Origin of the sequence: Streptomyces sp. NPDC057302 (assembly GCF_042667685.1) — a bacterium.
Lineage (GTDB): Bacteria > Actinomycetota > Actinomycetes > Streptomycetales > Streptomycetaceae > Streptomyces.
This window is the reverse complement of sequence record NZ_JBHUZJ010000019.1, coordinates 26,379-49,811: the sequence shown is the minus strand read 5'-3', so window position 1 is coordinate 49,811 and position 23,433 is coordinate 26,379. Positions and strand designations below refer to the sequence as shown.

The window sequence follows — 23,433 nt, the reverse complement described above, 5'->3', positions numbered from 1 at the left end:
GGCAGGCCGGTGCGAAGCACGTTCCAGCGATAGCTGAAGGAGCCACAACCCCCATGCACGCTTCGCCCACCCAGCAGCGATTCACCGACGTTTGGGGCGCCCGTACGCCCGAGACCCGGATCGTCGTCGCCCACGACGCGGTGATCGCCCCGGCCGACATCCGCGAGCGGCTGCGCTCGGCCGTCGCCCGCCACGCAGTCCTGCAGGCCGACGGCGCACACACTGAACTGCCCCCTGCCATTTGGCGGGAGGGCGTCGTGACCTGCTCGCTGCGATCCGGTGCCGACGGGGAACACCGCATCGAGCTCCGAGCCCCCGCCGACCGGCTCGACGCAACCGCCGCGTTGCGCCTCGCCGCGAGCCTGATCGGGGACGCCACGTACGAAGGACCGGACCAGGCGGACCTCGCGGCCTGGGCCTGGGAGACACTGGCCGCCCGTGAAGCGGACGGGGTGACCCACTGGGACGGCGCCGAGCAGGGCTGCGCCGCCGTGCCGCCGCTTCCGTGGGGCCGCCACTCGGCCCCCGCGGAGCTGCGCCCCGCCGCCACGTCCATCGTGTGGGGCGACCGCGAGAGCGCGGCCCTGCACGGGTGCGCGGCCGCGCTGGGGGCCTCGCCCGCGGACGTGATGTGCGCCGCGTGGTCAGCGCTCCTCGCCCGCTGGTACGACCTCGACACGCTGCTGCTCGGCGACACCGTCGACGGCCGGGAGCTGGACGAACTCGGCGCCGTACCAGGGTTGTTGGAGCGCACCCTGCCGCTGTTCCTCGCCTGTGACCATGACCGCGACTTCGCGGCACTGGCCCGTGAGGTTGCCGAGGAACGCCGCAAAGCGGCCGCCTTCCAGGACTATTTCGTGCTGCCGTCGGCGCCGGAGACCTCTCGTTCCCTGCCACTGGCCTTCGTCTGGCGTGAGACGGGCATGGTGGACGATGCCGCACCGCGCAGCCGTGTGGTGTCGCTCGACTCCCTCGTGGAACCCTTCTCCCTCCGCCTGGAGACGAGGACCTCACCGGACGGCGTAGACCTGCGTCTGGCGTACGACAGCACCCTGGTCCCGCGCCCTCTCGCCGAGGCACTGGGGGAGTGCCTGCCGCACTTCCTGCGCGCGGCATGCGAACGGCCCGAGACCCGGCTCGGTGACCTTCCGCTGACCGCGGGGCCGATGCCCCTGGCCCAGCGGGAGGCACCCACGGACCCCGGCATCCGCCGACTCCTGGCGGACGTCGTGGCCTCGGCTCCGGGGCGACCCGCGCTGCGCCACCACGGCGTCGTGCGGACCTACGCCGAACTCGCCGTCGGCATCGCAGAGTTCGCTGAGCGACTGACTCAGTTGGGCGCCGTGCCGGGAGACCGCGTCGCCGTGCGCATGCCCACGACACCTGAGGCGATCACGGCATTGCTCGGAGTGCTGCACGCCGGTGCCGCCTACGTACCCATCGATCCGGAGCTGCCCGAGGACCGGGCACAGCACATCATGAGCGACAGCGGCGCGCGGTTCCTCGCACACTCGGACGGCGACGGAGCCGCGCGCATCGACCGGCTCGAAGACCGGTCCGGGCACGACGCATCCCACGACGGCCAAGAACCGCTCGCCTACGTCCTGTACACCTCCGGATCGACCGGCCGACCCAAGGGCGTACAGGTCCCCGAGCGCGCGGTGACGAGCCTCGTCGACGCCCTCGGCGCCCCTGTCTACGACGGTCTCGGCGACGGCCTGTGTGTGGCGCTCCTCGCCTCCCTGGCCTTCGACGCCTCGGTTCAGCAGATCTTCGGCGCGCTGCTTCGCGGGCACACGCTCGTGTTGATCGACCCCGAAGTGAAGCGGGACCCGGTGCAGCTGTGCGACGAACTCGTCGAGCACGGCGTCGACGTCGCCGACTGCACGCCCAGCCTGCTCCAACTGCTCACCGCCCACGCGGCACCGTCGCTGCACCGCCTGCCGCTGCGCCGCCTGCTCGTCGGGGGCGAACGACTCCCGGCCGCCGCGGTCACCCGCTTCCACGAGCTCGGTGCTCCCGAGTCCGCCGTCGTCGTCAACGTGTACGGACTGACCGAGAGCGGAGTCGACTCCGTCGCGTACGTCGTGCGCGGCGGGAACGGGCTCCACCCCGCGCGCGAGGACGTGCCCATCGGCACATCCCTGACGAACAGCCAGGTCCAGGTCACGGACGGCTCGGGCCGGCCCGTCCCGCGAGGGGCTGTGGGGGAGATCCGTATCGCCGGGCCCTGTGTCGCCCTGGGATACACCAACGACGAAGCGCTCACCGAGGAGCGCTTCAGCCATCGTCCAGGGCGCCCGGCGGAGCGCGTCCTGCGCACGGGTGACCGCGGTTGGGTGGATGAGTCGGACGTACTGCACTTCGCCGGACGGCGCGACGGGCAGGTCAAGATCCGGGGCCACCGGGTGGAGCTCGGCGAGATCGAACGCGTCCTTGGCGCGCACCCCGACGTTCAGGCGACGGCCGTCATCGCCTTCCGTACGCCGGGCGGTGACATCGAGCCCGCCGCGTTCGTGGCGGGCCCTGCCGTCCCCAAGCGTGCCGAGATCCGCGCCCACCTCAAGCGGTCGCTGCCCGACGTGATGGTGCCCCGCCTGATCACCTCAGTGCCCGAAATCCCCCTCTCCTCCAGCGGAAAGCTGGATGCCCAGACCCTGCTCGCCCTTTTGCACCGAGGGGGGCCGAGCGGCGAGGGGGCGGATCACGGGCTCGCCGACCTCGTCCTCAACACGCTGCGGGGGGTGCTCGACGACCCCCTGCTCGGGACCGACGAGCACTTCTTCGACGCGGGCGGGCACAGCATCCTCGCGCTCCGGGCGGTCTCCGCACTGTCGCGCGCACTCGACCGGGACGTCTCGTTGCGAGCCCTGCACGACCATCCGACCGCCGACGCGCTCACCCGCCACCTCAGCGACAGCCGCTCGCGCGGCGCCACCCGCGTCGTACCGCTGCGACCGACGCGGCACGACGCCCTGCCCGTCTTCTTCCTGCCGCCCGCCGCGGGCATCCCGTACATCTTCACGGATCTGGTGGCCGAGCTGCCCACCTCGTACGCCCCGTGGGGAGTCGACTACCTGACGCCCGACGGATCGGTGGAAACCTCGCTCCACGAGCTGGCCGAAGCCCTCGCCGAGGAACTGCTGCTCCACACCGACCACACAGTGGTGCCCCTCGTCGGCTACTCACTGGGAGCCGCCGTCGCATTCGACCTCGCGCGCCTGCTCGAGCGGCGCGGACGCCGTCCCGCACTGGTCCTGATCGACCGGATGCTCAACCCACCGGCTCCCTCGGCGGAGCGCGCGGCGCTCATCGAAGGGGCGGAACACACCGATGTCGCGGCCCGTCTCGATGTGCTGCTGCCCCTCGCTGCGGGACACACCACTCAGGGCGTCGTCGCGAGCCCCATGGCAACCCTCGAGGCGGCCGGAAACCCCGTCCCGGCAGGGATGACGTCCTGGCGGGCGCACACCACAGGTTCTTTCCACCACACGGTGATCCCCGGTTCGCACCACACGCTTCTCACGCCGGAACATCTGCCGGCCCTTCGCGAACACCTCCACCACAGCCTCAGCCTCACGACCGGAAGGTGAACCTCCATGAACGCGGACACCGACACCCTCATCGATTCCCGACGCGGGCCGATCCCGCCCACCGGCGTGGCCATCCTCGGCTGCGGTTCGGTCAGCGCGCGCTACCTGCGCATGCTGCGCCACTTCAGCATCCTGGAAGTCCTGCGCTGCGCCGATCTGGACCCGGAGCGGGCCCAGCGGCGCGTCCAGGAGTTCGGGCTCGGCAAGCCGTCCACGTGGCAGGAGGTGCTCGACGACCCCGACGTGTCGATCGTCGTCAACCTGACACCGCCCACCGAACACGCCGCGACCACGGAAGCGGCCCTGCGCGCCGGCAAGTCCGTCTACGTGGAGAAGCCCCTCGCCACGGACCCCGAGGACGCCAGGCGGCTGCTCGCGCTCGCCCGTGAGTCCGGGCTGCTCCTGGCCTGCGCGCCCGACACCGTGCTCGGACGCGGTCCGCAGACCGCGATCGCCGCCGTTGCCGCCGGTGAGATCGGCACCCCGGTCCACGCTCATGCGTCCATGCTCAGGTCCGGGCCCGAAATCTGGCACCCCGACGCGGACTTCTTCTACCGTCCCGGCGCCGGGCCACTGCACGACATGGGTCCGTACTACCTGACCATGCTCGTCCACCTCCTCGGCCCGGTCACCGCGGTCAGTGCCCAGAACCGGGTCAGCGACCGCGAGCGTGTCATCGCCCGCGGGCCCCGCGCGGGGGAACGTATCGAGGTCTCCGTACCCACCGTCACCGTCGCCTCCCTGGACTTCGCGTCGGGCGCGATCGCCACCCTGGTCTGCTCGTTCGACGCCTGGGCGGCGACCTCGCCGCACATCGAGCTGCACGGCACGTCGGGGTCGCTCGTCCTGCCGGACCCGAACCTCTTCGACGGCCCCATCCAGGTCGCCCGTTCCACCGGGGGCGGTCTGCAGGAACTCCCCGCGCTGCCGGGCTATGTGTACGACCGCGGGATCGGCGTCGCCGACCTCGCCCTCGCGCTGCGCACCGGCAGCGCCCCGAAGGCCGATCCGGCCCTGGCCCTGCACGTCGTCGACGTGATGCACGCGGCGTTCGAGGCCGCCGAGCGGCACACCAAGGTCGAGGTGCACAGCACCACCACGCGCACCGAGCCGATGCCCACCGACCTGTCGGTCTACGGGTGGACCGGCATCGCCGACCCCGAAGAGGACGCCCGCCTCGCCAAGATCCGCTGACCCACCCGTACCGAAAGGCACCCCCCATGCGACTGTGCATCTTGACCGAGCCGCAATTCGGCGCGACCTACGACGACGTGCTGCGGGTCGCGAAGGCGGCCGAAGACCTCGGGTTCGAGGGCTTCTTCCGCGCCGACCACTACACGCCCATAGGCGGCGGGGACGGCCTGCCGGGGCCCACCGACACCTGGACCACGCTGGCAGGCCTCGCCAGGGAAACCTCCACCATCCGGCTCGGCTCACTGATGACCGCCGCCACGTTCCGCGCCCCGGGGCCGCTCGCGATCAGCGTCGCGCAGACCGACCACATGAGCGGCGGACGCATCGAGTTCGGGCTCGGCGCCGGCTGGTACAAGCCGGAACACACCGCCTACGGCCTTCCCTTCCCGGACGTGGTCGAGCGGTTCGACCGGTTCGAGGAGCAACTCGCCATCATCACCGGTCTTTGGGAGACGCCCGTAGGGGAGACCTTCGACCACGACGGCAAGTACTACACGCTGACCGACTCGCCCGGACTGCCCAAGCCCCTGCAGCGCCCCCGCCCGCCCCTGCTCATCGGCGGGTACGGCACCCGCCGCACCCCTCGCCTCGCCGCGCGGTACGCCGACGAGTTCAGCCTGGCCTATCCGGGCTTCGGGCAGGTCGCCGAGGCGTTCGACCGCGTCCGCCGGGCCTGCGCCGAGGTGGGCCGCAGCCAGGACTCCCTGGCCCTCGCCGTGTCGCAGGCCGTGTGCTGCGGGCGCGACGCGGCGGAGATCGCCCGGCGCGCGCCCGCGGGCCGCACCCCCGAATCGATGCGGGACAAGTGGCTCGTGGGCACTCCGGACGAGGTCGTGGACAAGATCGGAAAGCTGGGCGAGTCCGGCACGGACCGGATCTATCTCAGGACCCACTCCCTCGGCGACATCGACCAGCTGGAGCTGCTTGCCCACGAGGTGCTGCGCCAGGTCGGCTCGGGGAGTTGAGGACAGTGCGCGCATTGGAGGAATGGCGGACCGACGGAGATCCGCGCGTCTTCCCCTACGCCTCCGTCGTCGACGCGTACCAGCTCGTGGGGAAACACTTCGTGGAGCGGGAACTGCTCACCTCACTCGCCGAGCTCCGTGACGACCTGCCCACACTGCGCGGGGCGGCCCGGGACCGAGAGCTGCTCACGCGGTTCCTGGACCTGGCCCTCGACAAATGGGACGGCCGCTACGACTACCAGACCTATCTCGCGCTCGATCTGCTCCTCGGCCCTGCGGACACCCCGCTCCTGGGGCCTGCGGACACATCGGACCGGCAGGAACACACCTCCGGTCAGCGGGACCGGCTCACCGTCCAACTCATCGCCGACATACTCACGTTCGAGTTGGACGCCGAAGAGGGCAGAACCGACCGGCTCCCGCTGATGCGTCCCGACACGCGTACCGTGGCCAAGCGTTGCCGCCTGGGTATACGGGCGGCGGGTCCGGCGCTGACCCGGCTCGGCCTGGCAGACCCGGCCGATACGGTCGCGCGGACCGTCCAGGACGGCATGAGCGAACAGACCCGCGGGCTCTGCCGCACCGTCCACGGGGACACGAGACCCGAAGAGCGCCGCCGTCTCACACTCAGCATGCTCCCCGCCTACACCGTCCACGACGAGTACCTGTTCATTCGTGTGCTCCAGTGCTTCGAGCTGACCTTCGCGCTGCTCGCCGAGCACCTGGCCGCCGCGGTGGAAGGAATTGACGGCCATCAGCCCCTCGTCGCGGCCGCACGCATCGACGCGGCGACCACGGGACTTCGCGAGGCGGCCCCGCTGTTCTCACTCCTTGCGACGATGAGCATCGAGGCGTTCCACGCCTTCCGTTGCTACACCGAGGGCGCGAGCGCCATACAGTCCCGCGGCTACAAGACCATGGAATCGCTGTGCAGGGAACCGGACCCGGACCGCGTGGAGTCCGCCGCCTTCCACTCCGTACCCGAGGTCCGCACACGCGTACTCGCGGGCATGCCCAGCCTCGACAGCGCGTTCCGGAGCGCCGACGCGGCAGGTCGGATGACCCCGGCGACGCGCGACATCGTCGGGCAGGCGATGGAGGGGTTCTCCGCCGCATTGGTTCAGTGGCGAAAGACCCACTACCGCCTTGCGGCCCGCATGCTCGGCGAGACGCGCTCGGGAACCGGCTATACGGAAGGGGTTCCGTATCTGCGGGAGGCGCGCTCCGTTCCCGTATTCCGGGAGGTACCGGGGGAGTCGGGCGGACGCTGCCCCGTGGGCGCGCCCTCCGCGCCACCCTCGCACGGCGATTGAGCCTGGGCTCCCTACGAGTCGAGGGCCGAGCGGCAGACCATCCGCTCGGCCCGGTGGCGGCGACGGGCGAAGTCACCGCGCCGCGCCTCCAGTTCGGCGAAGAGGTTCTCCCAGCGCTCGGTCACCCGCTCCGCGCAGAAGCGCTCGGCCCCGGCGACCGTGTGTGTGCCCAGAGCGCGCAGAGCCGCCCGGTCGCCCATCAGCCCGGCGAGTACGGCCCCGATCGCGTCCACGTCACCCGTGGGCACCAACCAACCGTCCACTCCGTGCCGGATGATCTCGGATGGACCGTTAGGGCAGTCGTAGGACACCACGGGAACCCCCGCCGCGAGGGCCTCCAGGATGACGAGGCCGAATGATTCCGCGCGCGAGGTCAGCAGGGCGATATCGGCCTTGGCCCACTCCTGGGACATGTGCGGACTGCTGCCGTGGAACCGCACACGGTCCGACACTCCGAGTTCCCCGGCCAGCGCGTGCAACGCACTGCGCTCGGGGCCGTCGCCGAAGATGCTGAGCACCCAGTCGGGGTGCTCCGAAGACGCCTTCGCGAACGCCCGAATCGCATGGTCGACCCGCTTCTCGGCAGCGAGCCGTCCCGCGATCACCACGGTCTTTCCGGTGAGTGTCGAACGCGGACGGTGCGCGACGGGCAGCGAGTTGGGAATCGTCGCGAGGAGCGGCGCGGCATCTCCCAGCGCCTGTTCGTACTGGGCCCGGCTGCGCTCGTTGACCGTCACCAGCGCGTCGAGCTGAGGCGCGGACGGCAGCGGCGGAATCCCGGCCATACGGTGCTCGTGGTGCACCGTCAGAACTTCGGGCCTTGTCAGACGTACGGCGGCCGATGTGAGCGCGGGCGTTGTCGTGACCAGCAGATCGCAATCGATCGCCGGGAGCAGGAGCCCGAGCTCCAGGTCGGAGAGCCGGGTGAAGATGGCCCTCTCCCAGGCCGGGGCGGTGAACTCGGTGGGTAATGCGGCCAGCGCCGCGCACTCGGCCGGGCTGAGACCCGTCGGGGACACCGGGCTTTCGGGGCCGCTGCCGCTCCTGTCCACCAGGTAGCGCAGTGTGACCCGCGGTTCGATGGTGAAGAAGGGCCGTTCCCCGGTCTTGAAGACGCTGATGATCTCGACGTCATGTGCGGCGGCGAGTTGCGCAGCCTGGGTGAACACCGCCCGCTCCGTGCCTCCCAGCACATCCGCCCAGGTGAGCAGAAACGTGATCTTCAAGGATCATCCCCTCGTGAAGACTCGTGATCCGGTGCCTGCCTCAGTAAAGGTCTCAGCCAACGTCCCTGCAGAGCTCTCAGGAGATCCCTCAGTGAGGGCGAGCAATGAGCCGTCGATCCCGAGCCCCGCCACGACGAATCGGCCGGAGCCGTCCACGGCCGCCGATGGAGTACCGACGGTGAACACATCCGGCACGCTACACCGCACGGCACCGCTGTCGCGCGACACATCCATCGCCCACGCCTGCAACGCGCCCTGATCGCTCCGCTGCACGAGCAGCACCTGATGCCCTTCGCCCGCGGCGAGCGCCACCGGTCCGAGGCCTTCCTCGACGGGCTCCGGGAATGCGACCCGCTCCCAGCTGGTGTCGTCAAGCCGTCGGTACACGCATGGAGGGCCGCCGGCACAGCGATACGCCAGCATCAGGGCGCCGTCCGCGGTGACCACGGCGGTGGGCGGACTCACCGGGACGGGCAATGCGGAGGCGTCCTGTCCGACAGGGAGAGCTCCCGGTGCGGACTGCGCCCAGTGCCGAAGCCCGTGCCGTCCGGAACCGAAGAGGTGGACCAAGCCCCGGACATCGGTGACCGCGGCGAGCGATTCCCTGACATCTGATTCGGCGAGCTTGGTCCAGTGCTTCGGCTGTCCACGCGTACCCGTTCTCACGGCTATGGACAGATCCCCTTGCCGGGCGAAGACGAACCGGTTGCCCCCACCGTCGACGGCCGCCACGGGCACCCCGAGTCGGCCCATGCCGGAACGTGGGCCGCCGGGAGCCCCCAGGCTGCGCCAGGTGCGGAACTCCCTTTGGGGCGACTGCTCGATGAGCCCGGTCTCGACGACGTCCTCACCGACCCCGACCGACGGCTCCACCCGCGACGCATGGATCCGGCGGCTTCCGTCAGGCCCGGTGGTCACCGCGAGGACTGGCAGCAGTCCGTGCCCGCCCACCTGCCGGGGGCCGGTCCAAGCCCGCCCACCCGGCTCCTGCTGAGACATCACCACACTGCCGCCCAGGACCCAGAACGCGGCCACTGTGCCATCGGCGTCCGTGGTCAGAGCCGGACCGGCACCGTCCCACCGAGGGGTCACGCTTTGGGCCCACCCCGTCATCCGGGACCTGCCCTGCCCCACCGAGTAGTCACCGCAGCCCCCCGGATTGCCGCAGCCAGCGGTGGAAAGACCCCCGTACGCGTCCAACGCCGCTACTTTGTAGGACAGTTGAGCCGCACTCAGATTGGCGGGCCAGCGCGCGTTGTAGTAGCCACGGTAGGCCTGGACGAAGGAACGGCCGCGGGCCCAGGCGTCGTTCCGTGACAGCGCGGCCAGGGCGAACTTCGCGGCGACGGTGTGGTCGCGGTGGTCGGAGAAGCCGGGCTGGTCGAAATGGCGCCGGTTCGGGGCATCGTGGTTCTGATGATCGGGGAGTGGATCCAGATAGTGGACGACGCCGGGCCGATGGCGCTCCAGGAGCCACGCGATGGCGTCGATCAACTCGCCCCGGTCGTAGCCGGATTCCTCCGCCACGGGACTGCCAGGTGTGCGGAGCGTCGTCGCCGTGCCGCCCTGCCCGTGCCACAGCTCGGCGAGCCCCACGTACGGCGTGTCCGGGAGCGCTTCTTCCCTTAGGCCCAAGTGCACCAGCGTGACCTGCGCACCGAGTTGGGCCGTCTCACTCCACGCCCCGTTCGGCATCGCGAGGGCCGAACGTGACCAGCGGGCCCCTGGCTCCTTGGCCGACATCCAGCCGTACGCCTGGCGCAGTCCCTGCATCCGGGCGCTTGCGTACGCCGGCTGGTCGGGTTCGGCGGGTGCGGCGGCTCCGGGTATGTTGTTGCGTCCGTCGGACTCTCCAGCCGTGATGTACACCGTCACCACGCGGTGGCCCGCGCGGAGCGTGGCCGCCACCTCGGGATTCATGAAGTACAGGTCGTCGTCCGGGTGAGCGACCACCTGCATCAGTGTCTTCGAAGCCTTCATCCATCTCTCCAACGTCAACTGAGCCGGGGCTGTAATCCGTTGTACGCGCAGGTTCTCAGATGTAGCCCGCACGTACCGCATAGGCCACGGCATGAGACCGGTTGCGGAGTTGGAGACGAGGAGACGAGGAGACGAGGAGACGAGGAGACGAGGAGGTGGGAGGTGAGAGGTGAGATTGTGCAGGACGTTCCTCGCTGTCCGTTCGGAATACGCGACTTTGGCCGTGATCTCCTCGGATGAAGGTCACCTGCCGCAGGTCCAGGACGACAGGGGGCGGGGCGTGATCGAAGGTATCGGCCCCGGGCTCGGCGCAGCGGGTCGCCGGTGTCGTGGTCGATTTCTCCCGCCAGGGTCAGGCCGCGCATCCCGTCGCCGACACGTCAGGAGACCGGCAAGTGGTCTGCCTGGCCCATGGCTTCGGCGAGGGCGTCACGGACGGCGAGCAGGTCGTCGACGGCCTCGCCGGTAGTGGCGGCGGTGGTAGCTAGACGGCGTCGCTACGGTCCATCTCGGCTGCGATCCTCAAGAGTTCAGGGGTGTAGGCGTACTGCATCGCCCATGCGGGATCGTCGTCGCCCACCCCCGTCAGATTGGCGAGCCGGGCGTCGGACAGGGAGAGCAGATCCTCGACCAGGCGTCCGCGGGGTGCAGCGCGGTCGAGCAGGGCGGCGAGGTCGCGGCCGCCGCGGGCTGGGACGCCCTCAATGGTGACTCGGGTGCAGCTGCCTCGGGTTCCGGTTCCGGTTCTGGTTCCGGTTGTGCATGAGGTGTCATGACGGTTCTGCCTGCGCGTTTCGATCCGCGGAAGCCCGTGTACGTATAACACTGGCGCCGGTCGGCGGTCGGCGCCGGGGGAGGGGCTTCACGGATGTCCTGGCGGGCTCCGCAAGCATCAACACCCTGAATAGCAAGGCCAGTTAGCATGACACTGCCCAACGCCCGCTACCCCGCCCGCCTCCCCGCGACGATGGAGCCCGCCCATGACGGCACCCTCCCCCCGCCCCAGCATCGACACCAGTCAGGCGCACCCTGCACGAGTTTACGATTGGCTGCTTGGCGGCAAGGACAACTACCCCGTCGACGAGGCGGTGGGTGAGAAGCTGCCGCCCGAGGTGCGTATCGGGGCCCTGCAGAACCGCGCGTTCATGAACCGGGCCACCGCCCATCTCGCGGGGCTGGGCGTGGACCAATTCCTCGACATAGGCGCCGGTATCCCCACCGCGCCAAATCTGCACCAGATCGTTCAACGCATTGTGCCGTCCGCGAAGGTCGTCTACACCGACAATGACCCCATCGTGCTGCGCCACGCGGAGGCCCTGCTGGTCAGCAGCCCCGAAGGCGCCACCGACTACATCCAGGCCGATGTGCGCGAGCCGGAGGTGATCCTCGAACACGCCCGCACTGTCCTGGACTTCAGCCGTCCGATCGGTCTTTCGCTGATCGCGCTGATGCACTTCGTCGCGGACGAGCAGAACCCGTACAGCATCGTCGCCACGCTGGTCTCGGCTCTGCCGTCCGGCAGCCATCTGGTGCTCTCCCATGCCTCGAACGACATCTTCCCTGAGGTGGCGGAGCAGGCGACCGAGCAGTACGCAAGGAGCGGCATGACGCTCGCGCTCCGCTCCCGCGAGGAAGTGGTCCGCTTTGTCGAGGGTCTGGAGCCTGTCGAGCCCGGTCTGGTGACTGCCCCTGAGTGGTTCCGCGAGCAGCTCGCGCCGCAGCCTGCGCCGAGCGGAATGTACGCGGTGGTGGCGCGGGTGCCCTGACCTTCTTGCGAGCCATGGCGGGCCCGCGCCGAGAAGCGGGCCGTGGGGGTAACCGGACGAGGGCCCGTCGGGCGATTCATTGCTCCGCCCACGCCCCTCAGTCCGCACCACTGCTGACCGCCGATCTCGCGCGTCCCCGGTTCACCGCGGCCGCCGAGGCCTTCGCCGACGAGCACGGCACGGCGTTCGCCGCGGAATTCGGCGCGGACTCCACCAGCCACGCGGCCTGACGGCCTCCATCGGCTCGGCGGTGCAGGGTCCTGGCCCTGCTCAGCCACGCTACCCGGCAGGCTTCTGAAGGTGCGCTGCCGCGGTCATGGGGAGCTGGGACAGGGGGCCCAGTACCGGTTCCAATTCATGCCTCACCAGTCGCCGCAAGGTCCAGGCCAGTCGAATCCTCGGCACTATCGGATCGAACCGGTTGAAGGTTGCATTCCAGTCTTCATCGAAAGAGACGATGCCCTTCAACCTCAGGTCCCAGCGCTGGCCTTTGGCCGCCGGCAGTGGCAGTGAGAATGCCGGAAGCTCAGGCAGACGCGGCCACACGCCTGCTTCTTCCTCCTTTGACCGTATGGCGTACCTCTGCGCGACGGCCTCACCGAACGCGGTGTACTGCGCCAGCTCGCCGTAGACCAGCAGGATCAGCCTGGCCGGAGAGATCGTGCGCAGGGCTTCAGTGAACTCCCATACTGTTCCGGGCCCCGGAGCCGTGGTCATCATTACTACGTGGGCGCCCTGGATCATTTTGCTCACGGTGTTCTGCCAGTTGCCTACGGGGAGATACCCGCGCTCCGCTCCGAGCAGTGGAAGCCGCTCGCCTGGTTGGCCCACCGCGACGACCCGACCGAGAGCCTTGAACTGCCTGACGAGGAAGTCCTCTTGCGTCATCCCGGGTATCTCGAATGGGGAGCGCATGAGGCCACCTGGGGCGTCGGGCATCGGCAACGCCATCTCCAGGTCGAGACCGAAGGGACGCAAGTAGAGGACATATCGCGCCTCGGGGAGATCGCCGAGGGACGCGATGGTCCCGGATCGGTGGCGCTTGCCTCGGACGATGAGGGGATAGCTGCCCGCGAAGAGCAGACCACCGACCGCCAAGACCGACAGCGTGATCAACAGGCGTGACCACAGGGGGAGCCGTGCCACATCTCCAGCCGGTTCCTGCACCAGCACTCTGAACAAAGCGGTACCACTGAACATCATGACCAATCCGAGAGCGCCAACTGTCCAACCCAGACCAGTCAAGGTTCGTCCTCGGGCCACGCTCTGTGCCGACTGTGGCGGTAAGCCCTCAGCGGATTGCGTCCTCACGTCTCTCCTGTCAGCCAGGGCGATACCTCTTCAGCGGACAGTAATTGTGAGTGTGGTGTGCAGCGTGTGGCAATGGTTCCGCCGAGCGCTGGATACATCAGTGCCCGTGTTACATGAGTGCCCGTGCGGCCCGTCGCTTCCCGCCTCGGCGCCCAGAGCGATAAGCGTGTGGGGCTTGCCGGTACCGGAGCCCGCGGGAGAAGTCCTTGTGGGCGTTCGACTTCGATGCCAACCCGAACTTCGACGCGGTCACCGGCCACCGGCCACACGTTGGCAGGCTGTGAATGGATCAAGAAGAGTCAGCCGCTACTGCCTGATCGGCAAGCTGGTCGAGGCTGCCGTCGAGGAGCAGTTGAACAAGACCATCGGCGCCACTCGATATGGCCACGTCGATCTTTTGTGCACCCCTCACCGATCCCCGACTCTGCGCTGCCATCGTCGACCGGCTCCCCTCAACGGCACGCTCTCCGAGAGCGGCACCGCCTCCTAACGGGCGGTTAAGCGGGCCAGCACCCGCGCGCGAGTGGAGGTGTCAGCCACGGCCAGCTGAAGCCGCCTCGTCAGCTGGGCGACCGCACCCTTGAGGGCGACGGATCCACCTGCTCACCCAGTCAAAGTGCCCTGGTGGAAGTACATTCGCCAGCCCGTCTCGGTCGAACGCCACAGAGAACTCCTCCACGCCCGGCGGCCCAGGTGGTCGGTGAAGTACGTCAGATGCACAACTCCCGGGACAAGGACGACGCCAGACATCTCGCTGACCTCGACCGGAGACTCCGCGGACACCGAACCGCTGCTCGTCACCGTGAGAATTGACCCCACGTCCCACCGGCGTCCAGAAGCCCCAATCTCGGTCCACTCCGGATCCAGCAGCTCCAGGACACGGTCCGGCGAAGCCCGCACCTCGGGATCGAGAAGCCGCATCTCCCCGTCAATGGCCGCTTGCACGGCCCGCTCGCTCTCATCCGTCATGCGGAAACCCTACGGACGCCGCTCGTCGAGGCACAGCGAATTGATCAGTCGACGCGTCGACAGCACAGCGGTGCCGTCAAAACGCGGCTCTGGCACAGATCTTGAGGAGGGAGCGCGAAGCGTCACCAGGCCAGTCCCTACGCGGCTGTAATCACACCTGTTCTTGGTAGACCCTGATCTCCGTGGGAGGGAAGTCGCGGATGATCGTCCAGATTTCCTGGTGGCCAATGCCGGTGGCCCAGCGGTCGAGTTCATCGTCCGTGTCGTGGAAGAACCAGGACATGGAGCTGGATGTAATGATCATGCTCGCCAGAAGCGTCGTTGACCTCGAACTGCCGGGCAAGATCCAGTGTGAAGACGGGCGGGCCCTCGAAGGTATGGGTCCCGTACTGGAAGAGGAGACCATCGGCGTCGGGGGAGTCCGCGGTGGCGAAGCGTTGCGAGCCAAAGCGCACGAACCTGGGCCACACCTCGTCCGAGTCCAGTTCGGCGAGGGGCTGTTGTCCAGGGCTCAGCGGGCGTGCGAAGACCCGGTCTCGCTCGGGAGAGACCGGGCCGGTTCGGCATGGATCGGTCAGTAGTCTCCGTTCGACAGGATCTCGCCACTCTTGTCGTAGACGGTCACCAGACCGTTCTCCGAGTCGTAGCAAGAGCCGAACGCGCTCGCAATGAGCTTGCCGTCTGATGCGTGCGGACCCATCATTCCGCCGGTGAAGCCGGTGAACACCTCGGCCGCGTCAAGGATGTCGTTGCTCTTGCCCGCACCGGTGACCTTGGTGACGTGCTTGACCGCTGTCTTCTCGCTCTCGGTGCCGCCCTTGGCGACGCAGGCCTTGAACTGTTCTGCCTGGCTTCCCTTGTTCTCCGCGGGCGGCTCCTTCCTTGTGTCGCCGGACTTGGGCTTGTCGTTGGTCGTCACGGCCTTGTCGCTGTTGGTCGCATCGGTGGAGTCGCCACCGGCGGCTGCGCCGATGGCGGCGATCACACAGACGAGGGCGACGACGCCGAGGCAGCCGAAGCCGAGGATCTTCCCGATTTTGGACTTCTTCGGGGGCTGCGGTTGGCACTGCTGCTGCGGGTGCTGCGGTTGACTCATGGTTCCCCCGGGTGACTTCGTACTGAGGGGAGCAGCATGAGCCGGGCGCGCCTACCGTGGAGACGGTATGACCTACTGTGACACGAATGGGTGGCAGCCAAGGAGCGTTGACGTTCCGGGTTCGAGCGGCTTGGGCGCGTCCTGTCGATCAGCAGAGCCAGATCATGATGGCGGATGGCGGCGATGACGACTTCGGTTCGGTGGATCGCAGCGCGCTTGGCACATCGGGCGGCCGGGCCGCGCCATTGCTTGAGCCGGTTGAAGCAGCGCTCGACTACGTTCCGGTCGTGGTAGAGGGCGCGGTCGAGGCAAGGTGGTCGGCCGCGGCGCCGGATTTTCTGAGCAGCATGCTCGGGGATGGTGGTGGCGATCCTGCGCCGGCGTAGCTCGGCACGGGTAGACGGATGCGAGTATGCCTTGTCGGCGATGACCCGATCCGGCCGCGACCGGAGACGCCCCGGCCCCAGCCGGGGCACCCGGATTGCCTCCAATAGCGGCACCAACTGCGCGTTGTCACCGGCCTGTCCGGGCGTCAGCAGGATCGACAGTGGACGGCGGCGCCAGTCCACAGCCAGGTGCACTTTGGTGCTCAACCCGCCGCGGGATCGTCCCATCGGTCAATTCAGCACGACGAATCATCCGACCACCATCGAATCCCGACCTACCCCATGTCCTCGAAGGGTGTTCGGGCAAGCCAGGGTCAGCGACGCGACGCAGCCAGTCCGATACCGCCGCCTGATCGTTTTCAGGCAGCTCGACTGACGTCCAGCCGTTCGGACGACGGTTCATATCCAGCTGCCCTGTAGGCGGCGACGGCGGCAGCGTTCGAGGTCGGGGTACTGACGAGTGCGCTTGATGCACCCAGTTCACGCAGCACCGCCGCAGCGGCGACGCTGATCGCGGTCCCGTAGCCGCGACCGCGATGGTCGGCGTGCACGCCCACCGGCTCCAGCAAGCCGGGCTTGCCGGGCCCGGCCGACCAGACCGTCGCCGCGGCCACCGCGTTGTCCTGGTCGTCGTAGCCGATCAGGCAGCGGGCGTCGGCATAGACCGGCCCGGCCGCGAGGGCGTGCCAAATCTCCTCGGTGAACGCCGGGCTGCCGAACGCCGAGCGATGCACTGCGGTCCGTACCCCCGCCGTCTCCGGACCGGCTACCTCAATCCGTAGGCCGGAGTCCTTCACCGGCTCGGCGAGGTCGTGGCGCAGCGGCGTCCACGGCTCGTCCAGACTCCAGCCCGCCTCCAAGAGGATCTCGCGGAGCAGGGCGCCGTTGGGGATTTCGAGGCCGACCTTCCCGGGCGGCAGGACCCCGCGCTCCGGATCATCGAGATCCGCCAGCAGCTGGCGCGCCAGATCACCGTCCTGTCGCAGATCCGGCGCGGTCGTCAGGCGCAGCACATCAGGGTCGTCCAGGTATCCGACGGCAATGATCCGTCCGTCCACGCTCCAAGTGCGGACGGCTGCGGCCAGCCTCTCCGCGCCCAGCGCCCAGGCCCAGCCGAGGTCTCCCGGATGGAGTTGCAACGGCGTGCGGTCGTTCTGCCATACGCGGAGGGCATCCACGACCCTGGCCAGCCCATCGACGCCGGGCTCGTTCAGAACGATCGTCATGTCCCGCATCTCACACCATCGCGGTGACCGGCCGCACCTGGTTTTACTCAGCCAGTCAGATCGACAGGACACTAGTGGGGCAGGAGGTTGTGATCACACCGCTTGAACTGCCGACGAGAGGCGTGGAATTGCGGCTGTGGGGTGAATGGCCGGTCGGGTGAGCCTGCGGGTCATAAAGTGCGATCGTGGCGAGCGTGAGCAGCGCTTCGATCACGGCTTTCCCTCGCCCCGATCACGCTTATGACCCGCAGGCTCACCCGGCCCACCGTCCAGGTCACCGCATCCCATGCCCCGATCTGCCCAACCCGTCCACGATGCTTGAGGCGTCTCAGGCGTCTCAGGCGTCTCAGGCATCCCAGGCGTGACGCCGACCAAGCCTGGTGCCGGCATGTTTGCCTGGGTCATGCCCCCAGATCCTCCGGCACGGTCAGGCACTCGGCGAGCAGGTCGACGACGTCGCGCCAGGCTCGCCGCGCGTGCTGCGGGTGGTAGCCGACGCCGGGGACCGTGGGGTGGTCGACCGGCGGATGGTGGAAGGCGTGCAAGGCGCCGCCGTAGACCGCGAGGCGCCAGTCGACGCCCGCGGCCTGCATCTCAGCGGTGAACGCCTTGCGTTGCGCGGGCGCCATGATCGGGTCTTCCGATCCGACCCCGGCCCACACCGGGCAGCGAATGCGCGCTGCCTCGCCCGGTCGGCCCGTGGTCAGCGCGTTGACTGTGCCGATCGCGCGCAGATCGACGCCGTCGCGCCCGAGTTCCAGCCCGACGGCGCCCCCGGTGCCGTAGCCGACGGCGGCGATCCGGTCGGGGTCGGTCCGCGGTTCGGCGCGCAACACGGCGAGCGCTGCATGGCCGATGCCCCGCATCCGGTCGGGATCAGCGAGCAGTGGCAGGCAACGGGCCAGCATCTCCTCGGGGTCGCTCAAATAGCGCCCGCCGTGAAGGTCGAAGGCCAGCGCTATGTATCCCAGCTCGGCGAGAGCATCGGCCCGGTGCCGCTCGACGTCACTGAGCCCCGTGCCTTCTGGTCCGAGCAGCACTGCAGGTCGGCGGTCGACACCGGCCGGGAGCGCGAGGTGCCCGATCATCGTCAGACCGTCGGCCGGGTACTCGACCGTACGCGTCGTAATCGTCGTCATGAGACTGGACTGTAGTGATCGTCGAGCCCGGTCCGACCGCTGTTCTGCCGCTGGCAGAGCAGCACGGGTATCCCTCTGAAATACGGCGAGGGATCACAAGAACCCTCACAACCTCGTCCCCACGGCAGAGCTGTCCATCTCGTTGCCCTTTGACCCGTGTCTCGGCGAGGTCGCCAGTTTCAGGCCTCTCACCGGTTGGAGATGGGTTTTCAACCACCGCGGGCACCAGGCCGTCTCTTCTGGGGCCTCGAGCAGGGAGGCGGCCATGCGGCTGTCGGCGATCCTGCGCACCGCCCCGGGGCCGCTGACCGGCACCAGGTCGAGCCGGATCCGATACCCGGCATGGGGGCGGCCCCGCGTACGTGCGAAGCGAAACGCGGGACCGCCAAGGCACGCCGCCTGTCAGGGCACCCGCCTCCGACCGCGCGACCCCGCACCCGCACCCGCGCCCGCGCCCAGCGCTACTCCGGTAGAGGCGCGACCTTCACGCCCTGCGCAGCTGCTCCAACTTCGTCGCGTCGGGCTCGTCGGATCCGAGAACCATCAGGCTCCTCGACGCGGCTTCCGGAGACCAAGAGCTGCCAGGCTCCGCCCGCGCAGGCGCGCTCGCTGTGCGCCCTCGCACCCCGACGGGCGAGTTCGGGGCGGCCCCCTCTCGTGGTAACAAGTGTTACCATCAAGGGTATGGCAAAGACACAGCTCGGTGCACGGGTCGATCCCGAGGTCAAGGAACTCGCGGCGGTGCGGGCCAAGGAGCGCGGCATGGCGGTGGGGGACTACATCTCTCAACTGGTCCTTGAAGACGCGAGCGGCCTGCGCGCTCGGGGTCTGGAGGCGGCCGGCCGATTCCTCGCGGACCACCAGCACGTCTTCGACGAAGCCGAGGCGCCCCGCGACGCGCAGGCCGCCGCACCGGGAGCGCACGCCGCGTAATGGAACTGCACATCGACGTCCCCTGGATCCTGCAGGTCGCGCAACTGGCCGGGGCTGGTGACCCGACCCCGGACGACTACGGCATCCCCGTTGCCGCTGTCGCCTGCCACCGTGCCGAGCTCCTCGAAACCCCCGTCTACGACGGCGCCTACGCGCGTGCCGCGGCGCTGGTGCACGTCCTGGGGCGCTGCCGCTGGCTGGAACGCTCGAACCTCGCAGTCGCGGCCGCTACCGGCGTCATGTACTTGGAAGCCTCTGGTGTCACGGTCAAACCCGGCCACGATGACGCCGTAGCCCTGCGCGATCTCCTCCTCAGCCGCGACTGCACCGCTGACAAGCTCGCCCAGCTCTTGCGCTCCTGGCCCACCTCCAGCTGACGAGGGCGCGGGCAGGGGAGTTGAAGTGACGGAACGAGCAGGGGGACGGGTCAGGGTTTTGTGCACGGTGCTGTGCGGCACCCGGTGAGCTCGGCCGGGCGCCGTGCCGACATTCGTCCCCCGGCCTGCCAGTCCAGGTCGATGCGCAGGTCGAGGAGCCCCGGACCCTGGTGCGGGAAAGGAAGAACAGTGATGTGGGGGCGACGCTCGACCTGCGGGGCAAGGGCAAGTTCACCGTCAAGAACCTCAAGGCGCAGTACTTCTCGTGCTTGGCCAGTGGCCTGCACTCCAAGTCGGGGGAGGGCACCTGGAAGTCTCTGGATGTGACAGGGGCGACCTCGGTGGTGCTGGACTTCTCGGACGGGTGTGACACCACGCTTTATTACGGCGAGGAATCAGGGGTCCCCGTCCTTTATAACTCCGCCGAGGGTGCCGACATCGTCATGAAGCTGGCGTAGTTGCGGTGGAGGTATCCATTTGTCCTGCCTCTCCGTCTCCTTCTCCGCGGTCCTGCAAGAGAGTGCCGCTGGCATCCGAGGCGGACATCCGTGGCGGCACGGGAGTGCCCGTAGGCGTCACACTGGTCCCTTGAAGCCGTGAACCGTCCGGTCCACGGGGCCGGCGCGAGAGGATCAACTCATGCCCAAGAAGATCGAGCATGTCCCCGGCACCGACAAGTTCATGACACTCGATGAGATCGCTGACTTCGTCGCCGAAGCCAAGGAGGCCGGCGCGTCCGGCAGTGACATCCCGCAGGGCCGCTTGTCGTTGAGCGGGAAGCTGCAGCGGCTCGTCGTCGCTGTCCCCGACGGCGAATAGCCCACCATGGAGTCGCAGATCATCCGGCCCGGCTGCTCACCGCCCACCGGACCGCCCGAGCCCTTGGGATTGGCCTCCCCGCCGTGCGCAGGTTAGCCGAGGCGGGGAGAGCTGAAGCCAGCCCCGGGTCGGCACTTGAGGTCTGCCCTGCACCAGCTTCGGTGCCGGTTCGGGCAGCAACGGCAGGATGAGCGACCACAGTTCATCCGACACGATCCGTGGCCGCGGCTGACGTTTCGCCACACCAGACCAACGAGCCAAGACGCCAACAGCCAAATGGTCAACAGCTTTCGTTAGAAGCAGGTATCCAAGACGGCTCCGACGCCGTGATCACACCAGCCATGGAGAGATCATCTCTGCCGTGGGCAGCGAGTATGGGACGACCGTCAGGTGTGCAGAATGCGCACGGCGAGCAGCATCTGCCAGGTCCAGCCGATCGTGAGTGAGACGCGCTGGATCAGTCCGCCCAGATCCACCCAGCGTTGATGTTGGCTGAACGCAGCACTGGCCAGCGCCATCGTGGTTGCGAAGAGCACACCACTGGCGATCGAGTAGAGGGCCCATCCCGGCGAGTTGGACAGAGCGAAAACGAAGCAGGCCGCGGCAAGGGCGAGGAATCCGATGAGGGAGAACAGGTCATGCAGAGCCCCTGTGCGGGTGGGGCGCTGGAGCTGATCGGGGGTGCCGATGGGGTAACCGCTCACCGGATCCGTCCGGCAGGAACCTGCGCCCAGCAGCCCGACCGCCCATACGCCGATCAGCAGTGCGCCCCAGCGGGAAGGCCCGGCACGCCACAGGCCCTCGGCGAAGATCAGCGTCAGCGAGCCCGTGAAGAGGAAGTTGACGGTCTGCACCCACCCGGCGCGGCCGAGGGTGAGCGAGCTGACGGGATGGCGGAACTGCTTGTAGTCCACACGGCGGGCGCCTTCCAGTAGGTACGCGATGGTGAAGAGCGGGCCAGCGGCCATCCCGCAGGCAAGCAGTGTTTGATTACCCATCACGTCAACTTATGTTGACAGGATGGGTACGTCAACCTGCGTTGACGTAGGGATGGGTCGCAGTCATCAACCCAGAACGTGTAATCGCCAGCCTAGGCCCGACTCATGCCTCTGCTCCGGAAGATCAATTGCGGGACAAGTCTTGAAGGGTGTTGCGCAAGGCTGTATTTGCGCAGGTCAGGGTGTATGAGCGCAATCTTCTGGTCATGATGCGGGCGCGAGGTTGTGCATGTGCGCGACGGCTTGGACGGCGTGATGGAGGCCGTCGCCATGTTGCCGGCAGCCACGCAGGATGATTTATGTGGCGGGTCCCAGTTCTCCGGGTGGCATGGCCGCACTCCGCGATGGTCTGCCCGAGATCTTTGGGGTGAATCGACACGGTCTGGAGTGGGCTGACAAGCAGCACACCCTCCACGGTGATCCTGCTCTGCCACCAGGACCTGGTCCCGCTCAACACACAGTTGGGATGCAGCCGGCTCTCCGTGCCCGTCACCTTCCAGCAGCCTGATGGCACACGGACCTCCCCTTTGACCACCATGCTCTACGACCTGGGTGGCCTGCCTCACCGGCCACCAGTGTGGACCTGCGGGGACTGCCCTTCTGATGAGTTGAGCAGGATTCACCGTGGGGTCCAGGCTGCTGCGGCAAAGCAGCGCGCGCCCCAGCGGGTGGCCTTCTCTCTGCGGGTGCGTGCGCTCGCTGCGTTGGGCGGCCGGCACGTGGGGGTGGTGGCCGAGGTCGGCTTCCTGAATCCTTGGAGCGCAGTTGCCGCCGGGAAGACGCACGCTGCCCCCGATTGCGACGCCATGGATGGTGAGTCGCGAGGTGCAGGCGGAGTGCCGCCGCCGACCGACGGGCTTTTGGGCGGCATAGAGAACTGCGGCGATGGGGCTGCCACGTCACCAACAAGCCCGGCCTCGCAGCAGTTCATCGGCCGCAAGGGCACGGCGGCTAGATAGCGCACTGGCGACGCCGGGGGCGGGCAGGGGGCACTGGGGGACCTCTTGCCCGTCGATCGAGGGCAAAGGACTCGTTCCCCAGCTCCCGGCGTGCGTTGCCATGGAAGTCAGGTGCTCAGCGTCGCGTGCCTCTCGTCTTCGATGGAAGGTCACCTCCCATGGACTTTGCACGTAATCAGCGCGTCGCTGGTGTGATCGCGGGTGTCGTCGCATCTTGCGCCGGCCTGGCCGCGATCTCGGCGGCCCCCGCGTCCGCGGCCCCCTTGGCGCCGAAGCCTCCCGCGCCGTCGTACGGCTACGACGGCCACTACGGGGACGCCTGGACCGGCGGCCGCTGGGATCAGGACTACTACCAGCACTCCAAGCCCAAGACGGGCGCCGATCTGAAGGTCACCGCTTCGGGCCCCACTCACATCGATCACCATCAGGAGCAGCGTTGGCAGGTCGAGGTCACCAACGTGGGCAAGGGCAAGGCCGAGAACGTTGATCTGGTCACCACGCTTCCCAACGGCATCGACCACGTCGCGGACCGCGTGAGCCAGGGCAACTCCACCTACACCCCCGGTGGCTCTCTCATCGCCAACCTCGGCACCGTCAAGCCCGGCTCCACCGTGCGCCTGGAGATCGCGGGCAAGGGCCCGTCCCACGGCGGCGGCACCGTACACCTGCGCAGCGAGGCAGGAACCGCCAGCCCCGAAACCAACACCACCAACAACTCCGCCGGCGTCACCACCCGGATCAGCTGAGCCCTGCTGGTCGAGCAGCCCCGTGCTGCTCGTCCAGCTGTGTGCTACGTAGACCGGCCCGACAAACGGACGAGGATGGTTGCGCGGTCGCATCGCATACTGCTGTCAAGGGTGCCCTCGTTCGTTGCGATGGAGCCGACCTGCCCGCCCTCTGACCGCTCGCGGCATCAGATTGTCGGACCTCCACAGCCAGTCCATGAGGCGCAACGAGGCGACCCCGATGGGGGTAATCGTCCCGTCGGTGTTCTGCGTCATGGCGACGCCGCCCGCCGAAGGACAGACCGCCGAGGCTCACCAGGAGCGACCCGACGGCGGCATCTGGGATCACCCCGCTTGGTGGCTGTGGCTCATCATGATCGGTGCCGTGTTGGTTGCCGCCTTCTCCGTCGCGCGCCTCGCGGAGCTCTACCCCCCCCCACAGGTGCCGCCCGTCGGAC

Annotated in this window: 21 protein-coding genes and 2 pseudogenes; 12 read left to right on the top strand and 11 right to left on the bottom strand. The window is 68.5% G+C overall.

Annotated features, from left to right (window positions below):
* The first annotated feature begins 53 nt into the window (after positions 1–53).
* Genes ACFUPX_RS16495 through ACFUPX_RS16480 form a run of 4 tightly spaced genes read left to right on the top strand, consistent with a single transcriptional unit; the run spans position 54 to position 7,065 of the window.
* Positions 54–3,593, top strand: a complete 3,540-nt coding sequence (locus ACFUPX_RS16495; RefSeq protein ID WP_383321922.1) for an amino acid adenylation domain-containing protein — start codon at positions 54–56, stop codon at positions 3,591–3,593.
* 6 nt (positions 3,594–3,599) lie between these two features.
* The gene (locus ACFUPX_RS16490) at positions 3,600–4,787 is read left to right on the top strand and encodes a Gfo/Idh/MocA family protein (protein ID WP_383321919.1); all 1,188 of its coding nucleotides are present in this window, start codon (positions 3,600–3,602) and stop codon (positions 4,785–4,787) included.
* A 26-nt stretch (positions 4,788–4,813) separates the two neighbouring features.
* A complete protein-coding gene (locus ACFUPX_RS16485; protein WP_383321916.1) occupies positions 4,814–5,752 on the top strand; it encodes an LLM class F420-dependent oxidoreductase in 939 nt (312 codons plus the stop codon).
* A 5-nt stretch (positions 5,753–5,757) separates the two neighbouring features.
* A complete protein-coding gene (locus tag ACFUPX_RS16480; RefSeq protein WP_383321914.1) occupies positions 5,758–7,065 on the top strand; it encodes a tryptophan 2,3-dioxygenase in 1,308 nt (435 codons plus the stop codon).
* A gap of 11 nt (positions 7,066–7,076) precedes the next feature.
* On the opposite strand, the gene ACFUPX_RS16475 is transcribed toward ACFUPX_RS16480, so the two are convergent.
* Together ACFUPX_RS16475 and ACFUPX_RS16470 are read right to left on the bottom strand one after the other, a co-directional pair.
* On the bottom strand, positions 7,077–8,291 hold the full coding sequence (locus ACFUPX_RS16475; protein WP_383321911.1) for a glycosyltransferase: 1,215 nt from the start codon (positions 8,289–8,291) through the stop codon (positions 7,077–7,079).
* Between the two features lie 3 nt (positions 8,292–8,294).
* Positions 8,295–10,271: a PIG-L family deacetylase gene (locus tag ACFUPX_RS16470; RefSeq protein WP_383321908.1), complete on the bottom strand. Its 1,977-nt coding sequence runs from the start codon at positions 10,269–10,271 to the stop codon at positions 8,295–8,297.
* Positions 10,272–10,600: 329 nt separating this feature from the next.
* On the opposite strand from ACFUPX_RS16470, the gene ACFUPX_RS16465 reads away from it, so the two are divergent.
* Positions 10,601–10,759: a hypothetical protein gene (locus tag ACFUPX_RS16465; protein WP_383321905.1), complete on the top strand. Its 159-nt coding sequence runs from the start codon at positions 10,601–10,603 to the stop codon at positions 10,757–10,759.
* A gap of 492 nt (positions 10,760–11,251) precedes the next feature.
* On the top strand, positions 11,252–12,037 hold the full coding sequence (locus tag ACFUPX_RS16460) for an SAM-dependent methyltransferase (RefSeq protein ID WP_383321902.1): 786 nt from the start codon (positions 11,252–11,254) through the stop codon (positions 12,035–12,037).
* Positions 12,038–12,316: 279 nt separating this feature from the next.
* On the opposite strand, the gene ACFUPX_RS16455 is transcribed toward ACFUPX_RS16460, so the two are convergent.
* On the bottom strand, positions 12,317–13,240 hold the full coding sequence (locus tag ACFUPX_RS16455) for a hypothetical protein (RefSeq protein ID WP_383321899.1): 924 nt from the start codon (positions 13,238–13,240) through the stop codon (positions 12,317–12,319).
* 299 nt (positions 13,241–13,539) lie between these two features.
* On the opposite strand from ACFUPX_RS16455, the pseudogene ACFUPX_RS16450 reads away from it, so the two are divergent.
* A pseudogene (locus ACFUPX_RS16450) lies at positions 13,540–13,838 on the top strand (AAA family ATPase); the annotation flags it as partial.
* Positions 13,839–13,951: 113 nt separating this feature from the next.
* Here ACFUPX_RS16450 and ACFUPX_RS16445 read toward each other — a convergent pair.
* The 6 genes from ACFUPX_RS16445 to ACFUPX_RS16420 all read right to left on the bottom strand — a co-directional run bounded on the left by ACFUPX_RS16445 (position 13,952) and on the right by ACFUPX_RS16420 (position 18,164).
* On the bottom strand, positions 13,952–14,317 hold the full coding sequence (locus tag ACFUPX_RS16445) for a DUF4440 domain-containing protein (protein WP_383321896.1): 366 nt from the start codon (positions 14,315–14,317) through the stop codon (positions 13,952–13,954).
* Between the two features lie 151 nt (positions 14,318–14,468).
* Positions 14,469–14,621, bottom strand: a complete 153-nt coding sequence (locus ACFUPX_RS16440) for a hypothetical protein (RefSeq protein ID WP_383321893.1) — start codon at positions 14,619–14,621, stop codon at positions 14,469–14,471.
* A 270-nt stretch (positions 14,622–14,891) separates the two neighbouring features.
* Positions 14,892–15,413 carry a hypothetical protein gene (locus ACFUPX_RS16435; protein WP_383321890.1) on the bottom strand — a complete coding sequence of 174 codons (522 nt, stop codon included), beginning with the start codon at positions 15,411–15,413 and terminating at the stop codon, positions 14,892–14,894.
* The gene (locus tag ACFUPX_RS16430) at positions 15,410–16,027 is read right to left on the bottom strand and encodes an IS5 family transposase (RefSeq protein WP_383321887.1); all 618 of its coding nucleotides are present in this window, start codon (positions 16,025–16,027) and stop codon (positions 15,410–15,412) included. The genes ACFUPX_RS16435 and ACFUPX_RS16430 overlap by 4 nt, the downstream gene beginning before the upstream one ends.
* Positions 16,028–16,158: 131 nt before the next feature.
* Positions 16,159–17,025, bottom strand: coding sequence for a GNAT family N-acetyltransferase (locus ACFUPX_RS16425; RefSeq protein WP_383321884.1), 867 nt, complete (start codon positions 17,023–17,025; stop codon positions 16,159–16,161).
* A 401-nt stretch (positions 17,026–17,426) separates the two neighbouring features.
* Positions 17,427–18,164 (bottom strand): dienelactone hydrolase family protein, encoded by a 738-nt coding sequence (locus ACFUPX_RS16420; RefSeq protein ID WP_383321881.1) that lies wholly within the window; start codon positions 18,162–18,164, stop codon positions 17,427–17,429.
* A 684-nt stretch (positions 18,165–18,848) separates the two neighbouring features.
* On the opposite strand from ACFUPX_RS16420, the gene ACFUPX_RS16415 reads away from it, so the two are divergent.
* The 4 genes from ACFUPX_RS16415 (at position 18,849) to ACFUPX_RS16400 (ending at position 20,293) form a co-directional block, all read left to right on the top strand.
* Positions 18,849–19,097 (top strand): hypothetical protein, encoded by a 249-nt coding sequence (locus ACFUPX_RS16415; RefSeq protein ID WP_383321878.1) that lies wholly within the window; start codon positions 18,849–18,851, stop codon positions 19,095–19,097.
* On the top strand, positions 19,097–19,474 hold the full coding sequence (locus ACFUPX_RS16410) for a fic family toxin-antitoxin system, toxin component (protein WP_383321875.1): 378 nt from the start codon (positions 19,097–19,099) through the stop codon (positions 19,472–19,474). The genes ACFUPX_RS16415 and ACFUPX_RS16410 overlap by 1 nt, the downstream gene beginning before the upstream one ends.
* Positions 19,475–19,644: 170 nt before the next feature.
* A complete protein-coding gene (locus ACFUPX_RS16405) occupies positions 19,645–19,932 on the top strand; it encodes a hypothetical protein (RefSeq protein WP_383321872.1) in 288 nt (95 codons plus the stop codon).
* A 181-nt stretch (positions 19,933–20,113) separates the two neighbouring features.
* Positions 20,114–20,293, top strand: a complete 180-nt coding sequence (locus ACFUPX_RS16400) for a hypothetical protein (RefSeq protein ID WP_383321869.1) — start codon at positions 20,114–20,116, stop codon at positions 20,291–20,293.
* 386 nt (positions 20,294–20,679) lie between these two features.
* Here ACFUPX_RS16400 and ACFUPX_RS16395 read toward each other — a convergent pair whose 3' ends face one another.
* Together ACFUPX_RS16395 and ACFUPX_RS16390 are read right to left on the bottom strand one after the other, a co-directional pair.
* Positions 20,680–21,291 (bottom strand): DUF998 domain-containing protein, encoded by a 612-nt coding sequence (locus tag ACFUPX_RS16395; protein ID WP_383321866.1) that lies wholly within the window; start codon positions 21,289–21,291, stop codon positions 20,680–20,682.
* A gap of 204 nt (positions 21,292–21,495) precedes the next feature.
* Positions 21,496–21,585: pseudogene (locus ACFUPX_RS16390) on the bottom strand (IS5/IS1182 family transposase); the annotation flags it as partial.
* 823 nt (positions 21,586–22,408) lie between these two features.
* Here ACFUPX_RS16390 and ACFUPX_RS16385 point away from each other — a divergent pair.
* Positions 22,409–22,996 carry a hypothetical protein gene (locus ACFUPX_RS16385; protein WP_383321863.1) on the top strand — a complete coding sequence of 196 codons (588 nt, stop codon included), beginning with the start codon at positions 22,409–22,411 and terminating at the stop codon, positions 22,994–22,996.
* The last annotated feature ends 437 nt before the right edge of the window (positions 22,997–23,433 follow it).

Excerpts from the sequence above, each read along its gene's own strand:
- ACFUPX_RS16495 (WP_383321922.1), top strand. The coding sequence starts at position 54 with ATGCACGCTTCGCCCACCCAGCAGCGATTCACCGACGTTTGGGGCGCC.
- ACFUPX_RS16490 (WP_383321919.1), top strand. The coding sequence starts at position 3,600 with ATGAACGCGGACACCGACACCCTCATCGATTCCCGACGCGGGCCGATC.
- ACFUPX_RS16485 (WP_383321916.1), top strand. The coding sequence starts at position 4,814 with ATGCGACTGTGCATCTTGACCGAGCCGCAATTCGGCGCGACCTACGAC.
- ACFUPX_RS16470 (WP_383321908.1), bottom strand. The coding sequence starts at position 10,271 with ATGAAGGCTTCGAAGACACTGATGCAGGTGGTCGCTCACCCGGACGAC.
- ACFUPX_RS16460 (WP_383321902.1), top strand. The coding sequence starts at position 11,252 with ATGACGGCACCCTCCCCCCGCCCCAGCATCGACACCAGTCAGGCGCAC.
- ACFUPX_RS16455 (WP_383321899.1), bottom strand. The coding sequence starts at position 13,240 with ATGATGTTCAGTGGTACCGCTTTGTTCAGAGTGCTGGTGCAGGAACCG.
- ACFUPX_RS16445 (WP_383321896.1), bottom strand. The coding sequence starts at position 14,317 with ATGACGGATGAGAGCGAGCGGGCCGTGCAAGCGGCCATTGACGGGGAG.
- ACFUPX_RS16440 (WP_383321893.1), bottom strand. The coding sequence starts at position 14,621 with ATGATCATTACATCCAGCTCCATGTCCTGGTTCTTCCACGACACGGAC.
- ACFUPX_RS16435 (WP_383321890.1), bottom strand. The coding sequence starts at position 15,413 with ATGAGTCAACCGCAGCACCCGCAGCAGCAGTGCCAACCGCAGCCCCCG.
- ACFUPX_RS16430 (WP_383321887.1), bottom strand. The coding sequence starts at position 16,027 with ATGGGACGATCCCGCGGCGGGTTGAGCACCAAAGTGCACCTGGCTGTG.
- ACFUPX_RS16425 (WP_383321884.1), bottom strand. The coding sequence starts at position 17,025 with ATGACGATCGTTCTGAACGAGCCCGGCGTCGATGGGCTGGCCAGGGTC.
- ACFUPX_RS16420 (WP_383321881.1), bottom strand. The coding sequence starts at position 18,164 with ATGACGACGATTACGACGCGTACGGTCGAGTACCCGGCCGACGGTCTG.
- ACFUPX_RS16415 (WP_383321878.1), top strand. The coding sequence starts at position 18,849 with ATGGCAAAGACACAGCTCGGTGCACGGGTCGATCCCGAGGTCAAGGAA.
- ACFUPX_RS16410 (WP_383321875.1), top strand. The coding sequence starts at position 19,097 with ATGGAACTGCACATCGACGTCCCCTGGATCCTGCAGGTCGCGCAACTG.
- ACFUPX_RS16400 (WP_383321869.1), top strand. The coding sequence starts at position 20,114 with ATGCCCAAGAAGATCGAGCATGTCCCCGGCACCGACAAGTTCATGACA.
- ACFUPX_RS16395 (WP_383321866.1), bottom strand. The coding sequence starts at position 21,291 with ATGGGTAATCAAACACTGCTTGCCTGCGGGATGGCCGCTGGCCCGCTC.
- ACFUPX_RS16385 (WP_383321863.1), top strand. The coding sequence starts at position 22,409 with ATGGACTTTGCACGTAATCAGCGCGTCGCTGGTGTGATCGCGGGTGTC.